The organism is Bradyrhizobium sp., assembly GCF_027451485.1.
Classification (GTDB): Bacteria; Pseudomonadota; Alphaproteobacteria; order Rhizobiales; family Xanthobacteraceae; genus Bradyrhizobium.
Genome location: NZ_DAIDJE010000210.1, coordinates 1 through 5395, shown reverse-complemented (window position 1 = coordinate 5395; position 5395 = coordinate 1). Strand labels below are relative to the sequence as shown.

At 61.9% G+C, this 5395-nt stretch carries 5 protein-coding genes and 1 pseudogene; 3 read left to right on the top strand and 3 right to left on the bottom strand.

Features of this window, described 5'->3' with window-relative positions; genetic code table 11:
• The 3 genes and pseudogenes from NEZ08_RS24920 to NEZ08_RS24910 all read left to right on the top strand — a co-directional run.
• A pseudogene (locus tag NEZ08_RS24920) lies at positions 1-1298 on the top strand (Ti-type conjugative transfer relaxase TraA); the annotation flags it as partial.
• A 191-nt stretch (positions 1299-1489) separates the two neighbouring features.
• Positions 1490-1705 (top strand): AlpA family transcriptional regulator, encoded by a 216-nt coding sequence (locus NEZ08_RS24915; RefSeq protein ID WP_298113219.1) that lies wholly within the window; start codon positions 1490-1492, stop codon positions 1703-1705.
• 72 nt (positions 1706-1777) lie between these two features.
• A complete protein-coding gene (locus tag NEZ08_RS24910) occupies positions 1778-2083 on the top strand; it encodes a helix-turn-helix domain-containing protein (protein ID WP_298113216.1) in 306 nt (101 codons plus the stop codon).
• Between the two features lie 653 nt (positions 2084-2736).
• On the opposite strand, the gene NEZ08_RS24905 is transcribed toward NEZ08_RS24910, so the two are convergent.
• The 3 genes from NEZ08_RS24905 to NEZ08_RS24895 all read right to left on the bottom strand — a co-directional run bounded on the left by NEZ08_RS24905 (position 2737) and on the right by NEZ08_RS24895 (position 5246).
• The gene (locus NEZ08_RS24905; protein ID WP_298113213.1) at positions 2737-3720 is read right to left on the bottom strand and encodes an acyl-CoA desaturase; all 984 of its coding nucleotides are present in this window, start codon (positions 3718-3720) and stop codon (positions 2737-2739) included.
• Between the two features lie 273 nt (positions 3721-3993).
• Positions 3994-4728, bottom strand: coding sequence for a DUF899 domain-containing protein (locus tag NEZ08_RS24900; protein ID WP_298113210.1), 735 nt, complete (start codon positions 4726-4728; stop codon positions 3994-3996).
• 53 nt (positions 4729-4781) lie between these two features.
• Positions 4782-5246, bottom strand: coding sequence for an SRPBCC domain-containing protein (locus NEZ08_RS24895; protein WP_298113207.1), 465 nt, complete (start codon positions 5244-5246; stop codon positions 4782-4784).
• Positions 5247-5395: the final 149 nt, after the last annotated feature.

Sequence of the window (5395 nt, the reverse complement as noted above, 5' to 3'; positions counted from 1 at the left end):
AGGTGCGGGCCCTGAATGAAGCGGCGCGGGAGCGGATGCGCCAGGCCGGTGATCTCGGCCATGAGGTGCATGTGACAGTCGATCGGGGCGAACGCAACTTCGCCCGCGGTGACCGCGTCATGTTCCTGCAAAACGAGCGCGACCTTGGCGTCAAGAACGGCACGCTCGGCACCATCAAAGAGGTCAGCGCGCAGAGCATGACGGTGCAGACCGACGATGATCGATCCATTCGCTTCGACTTCAAGGACTATAACCGGATCGACCACGGCTATGCGGCGACCACCCACAAGGCGCAGGGCATGACGGTCGATCGCACCCACGTGCTGGCGGCGCCGGGGATGGATGCCCATGCGAGCTATGTCGCGCTGTCACGTCACCGCGATCGCGTGGAGTTGCATTACGGCCGCGACGATTTTGCCAATCGGGACCAACTCACCCGTACCCTGTCGCGCGACCGGGCCAAGAACATGGCCAGCGATTACCAGCAGCTTGATCCAACGCGAGACTATGCCGAGCGGCGCGGCATCACCTTCCGCGAGCGCGTCGCCGAAATCGTCAGGACAATCGTGCCGGAGAAGGTGCGCGGCATGTTCGACGGCTTGCGCTCTGCCTCAGACGCGCCCGGCCCGGATGGCGGACAGAGATTGGGCCGGGACGCGCCGGAACGGGACAGGAGCGATACGCAAGCCGCGCGGCGCGCAACCGAGACGCCGGAAAGGCAGGTCGTGGGGGATCCGGAAGCGGCGTTGCGCAAGGCCCGCACCAAGGCGCTGGTCCGTCATGCCCGCGCGGTGGATGCGATCTTCGAGGTTCAGGACATCGGCGGCAAGGCCACCCCCGAGCAGGTGAAGGAATTGCAGCAGGCCCGCAAGGCTTTTGAGGAGCTGCGCCCCCACGGTTCACACGATGCCGAGGCCGCCTATAAGAAGTACCCGCACCTTGCCACGGAAGCTGCGTCAGGCAAAAATCTCGGCCGCGTCATCCGCGCGCTCCAGTTCGAAACCGAAATCCGCATCAATCCAGGCCAGCTAGCCGACCGCTTTGTCGAGCGCTGGCAGGGGCTCGAGCGGACCAGCCAGCGCCAGTATCAGACCGGTGACATGTCCGGCTACAGGTCCACGCGCTCGGCGATGGGCGACATGGCGCGAGGCCTCGAACGCGATCCGCAAATGGAATCGATCCTTGCCAATCGCAAGATCGAACTCGGCATCTCCTTCGACACAGGCCGCAGGCTCAGCCTGGAACTCGCCTTCAGCCACGGCCTTGACCTCGGCCGAGGCCGGGGACTCGGGCTCTGACGTGATGCATGTCGCTGTCCCAAAGGCGCCGCGCACGTTTGAGCCACATGCATTGATCGCCGATCACGCCTATTTGCCGCCGTCCAAACGCCACGCTGCGACGAAACGAAAAATGCCCTTGCGCAGCCATCACGACCTGTTCTGTCTGGATCAGCAGCAGTCAGAAGCAGCCAGCCGGACCCAACACAACCATGCCCGAGCCAGATCGGATCATCCGCCTCAAGACCGTCCTCTCCCGGACCGGGCTGTCCCGGTCCACCATCTACCGCAAGATCACCGAGGGCACATTCCCACCCCAGATCAGGATCAGCATCCATGGCGCCGGCTGGCGCGAATCCGACATCAACCTCTGGATCGACGATCCAGTCGGGTGGCGGGCGAAACGCGAATTGGATGAGGTCTGTTGAGGCCTGAGAAGGCGCCATGGCGTAGCACAGCGCAGAATTAGGTTGTTTATTTGCGCCAATACGCGTGACACAATGCTTGCCATGGTTCACTTGCGCAAATCCTTTGACCACATTTCGGCGAACAAGGCAGTGTCGAGTGTGGACAACAACAAGAGCGCTGGAGTTGATCCGATCGATCCCTCGGCCCTCGGTTTTACGAAGGTAGCGTATGCGGTCGACGAGACTCTCAAGTTGCTGAGTATCGGCCGCACCGCGCTGTACGCAGCCGTCAAACGAGGCGACCTCAAACGCGTTAAGTTCGGCAAAAAGACGTTGTTTTATGCTGCTGACCTTGCCGCATTTCTGGCGCGGCTCCGGCACCAGAGCGAAACGGATTGAGAACGCTACATCGCGTCGTGACGGGCTGACCCAATCTCAATCAAGCCGTCGTCGAGCAAAGTGGCGATCCGTCTGGTTGGCGCATGCAGCAATTCTAGAATTTCACTTGCTTACTTGCGCATAGTCCGCAGCGGATGATTGGCTAACGCGAGCTTCATGATCGATTCAACATAGAAACGATTCGAACTTTTCACCGTATCGACAGCCACTTTTTATCGGCGGCCCTGCTAGACCGGTCGCGGCACCGACAATCGACCGGTTAGCGCCGGATCAACTTCAAAAATACTTTCCGGGCTGATAGCGATCGAGCACCCTCGTAGCTTGATCGGACGCGATGGGACGACCAGAACAGGACCAGCGACTGCGGTTAGGAGCGCAGGACTGATCTGCTTCCTTTAGCAAATTTGTTGGTATCTTTGTTGGTACCTGTTGAATCGACGTCTTGATAAGATCAAAAAATCACTCAAGAAAAAACGCCTCATATGGCGGCTGCCGGGCCCACCAAGCGCGCTCGCGTGTGGCCGGACCGTCGAAATTCAGAAAGTCGATGCCGTCCGGCTTTACGGTCCCAAGTCACTCCGGAAAGAGGTCGGGCAGCGGCTGATCCATGCCGAAAGAAAACCCCGCGCACGAGGTCCGCGAATTCGCCGCATTCAAACAGCTTGCGACGTCTCCCCGGCCGGGACCGCCTCGGCGCGCCGGTCGGGGTCGAAGACGTCGTGCACGAGGCCGAGTTTCCCAAGCCCGCGGATGATCAGGCCATTGATGTCGATCTCGTACCAGGCGTGCGAAATATAGGCGTCGCGCGGAAACCGGTGATGATTGTTGTGAAGCCCTTCACCGAGGGTGAGGAACGTGGTGATCAACTCGTTGGTCGTGCCGTCATTGAGCTCGAAGCGGCGGTAGCCGTACCGGCCGTCGCTGTGGCAGACCGAGTTGACCAGCGAGGTGGCGAGCACCATGAGGTAGGCGCGCAACAGGCCGGAGAACAGCACGCAGCCGATCATGGTGTGGATGCCCCCGGCCGCATAGCCGATGGCACCGGGAATGAAGATCGCCGACAGCGCGTACCAGAACCAGCGCGTCCTGACGAAGAACATGGCGATCGGGTCGGCCAGGATATCCCTGGCATAGTATTCGCCGTCGGTCGCGACAGGGTCGAACACCCAGCCGCCAAGCGCATGATACATGCCCTTGACGAAGCTGGCATAGCGGTTGCCGACGCCGTCATAATGCGGGCTGTGCACGTCGCCGGGCTTGTCGGAATAGAGATGGTGCCGGCGATGATTGGCGACCCATTTGAGCACCGAGCCCTGCACCGCCATGGTGGCGATGGCGGCGAACAACGCCCGCATGAGCGGGCCGCAGCGAAAGCTGCGGTGCACGAACAGGCGATGCATGCCTGCGCCCATGCCGAACATGGTCAGCCAGAACATGCCGACGAACACCGCAATCTCCACCCAGCCGATGCCCTGCATGATCGTCCAGACCGACGCGGCGAGCGAACCGGCAAGCAGAATGCCCTGGATGACATAGGATTCGCGCAGCTTGGCATCGACCACCGGACCACCGACGATCACACCCGGCGGCAATTGCCCGCCACTGTCCTCCGGCACCACACTCCGAACTGCGGTCATTCCAGCTGGTCCATTCACGAGAAATTATTGTTCCGCGACTGTACCGACGCAGGCCATTTCTAGCAAGGGTTGATCGGCTGCGGCGGCGCAGGCCGCGACCTGATGAGACGCGATGAGATTGTGCGTGTGACGTTTTTTCTCCGCATTAACCACGCGGAAATTTCGATTCGGCGATTGCGATGGGCTCAACAGCCTTCGTCCGCAAGGCGGGCTGCGGTCGCGCAAGCCGCCGTCAAATCCATCGCGGCCGGGCTGCGCGAACAGTTTGATTCATCACCCGCGGCAGCATGCGCCCTTCGCCGCTTCCGGCGCATATTGATCGCGCAGGCGCACCCAGTCCATCGGATAAGGCAGCCCCTCCTCGTGCCGGCCGAGCGGCGTCAGGTCGAGATAGTGGTAGGCGGCGTTCATCATGTCGAGGCCGCGCGCATAGCACGAGTAGGTGTGGAAGATGCTGCCGTCCGCGGCGCGGTAGAACACGCTGATGCCGGGCAGTTCCTCGCCGTAGAACGGCGTGGTGCCGAAATTGTACCGCTTTTCGCCCGCGATCTGTTCGCGCGTATAGCTGACGCCGTAATCGGCATTGAAGTCGTTGCCGCCGGACGAGACCCAATCGAAGCTCCAGCCCATCCGTGTCTTGAACGCCTCGAGCTTTTCGACACCTGCCAGCGAAACCGCGACGACCGTGGTGTCGCGCGCGGCAAGATGCGGCGCCATGCGATCGAGGCCATCGGCCCAGAACGAGCAGCTCTTGCAGGCGGCTTCCCAGTCCGGGGCGAACATCACATGCTGGACCACGAGCTGCGGCCGGCCCTTGAACAGATCGGCCAGCGTCAGCTTGCCGGCGGGGCCGTCGAATACATATGCCTTGTCGACCTTGACCCAGGGCAAGGCGCGGCGCTCCTCGTTCAGGCGGTCGCGCGCGCGCATCAGCTCCTTCTCATGCGCCATATGCGCCTTGCGCGCCGCGATCCATTCCTCCCGCGAGACGATCCTGTGCTGAATCATGCGATGCTCCTTCGTTTAAAATCGAGCGTCTTTCGTCGCGTGCGAAACCGGGATCAAGCGAGGTACTGCTCCAGCACGTCGAGAAACTTGTTCCATCCGCGCTCGTGATTGTCGCGCGCGGCCTGATCGGCGAATTGCTCGTGGCGGAAGACCATCAGCGTGCCGGATGCATCGCCCTTGAGCTCGATTGTGACCTGCGATTCCCGCTCCGGCGTCGAGTGCCAGGCCCAGGTGAATTTCAGCCGCTCGTTCGGCACGACCTCGCGATAGAGGCCGCCGACCTCGTGATACTCACCGCTGTTTTCGTCGATGAAGCTGATGCGGTAGCGTCCGCCGACGCGAACGTCGAGATCCGCCTTGATCGAGCCGGGCTTTGCCTGCGCGGCAGCGAACCACTGGATCAGGTTTTCCGCCGATGTCCACGCGGCGTAGACCTTTTGCTGGCTCGCGCGGAAGCGCCGCGTGATGGTGAGGCTGGGGCGCTGGTCGAGGTGGGCTGCGGCTGACGATTGGGCCATGGGTCTTCCTCCACAAAGGCGGCAAGGCGGTCGAAATTGTCGGACCAGAAGCGCTGGTAGCGGTTGAGCCAATCCATCGCCTGCTCCATCGGTTTCGCGGTGAGCCGGCAGGCCACGACGCGGCCGGTCTTCTCGCGCGCAACGAGACC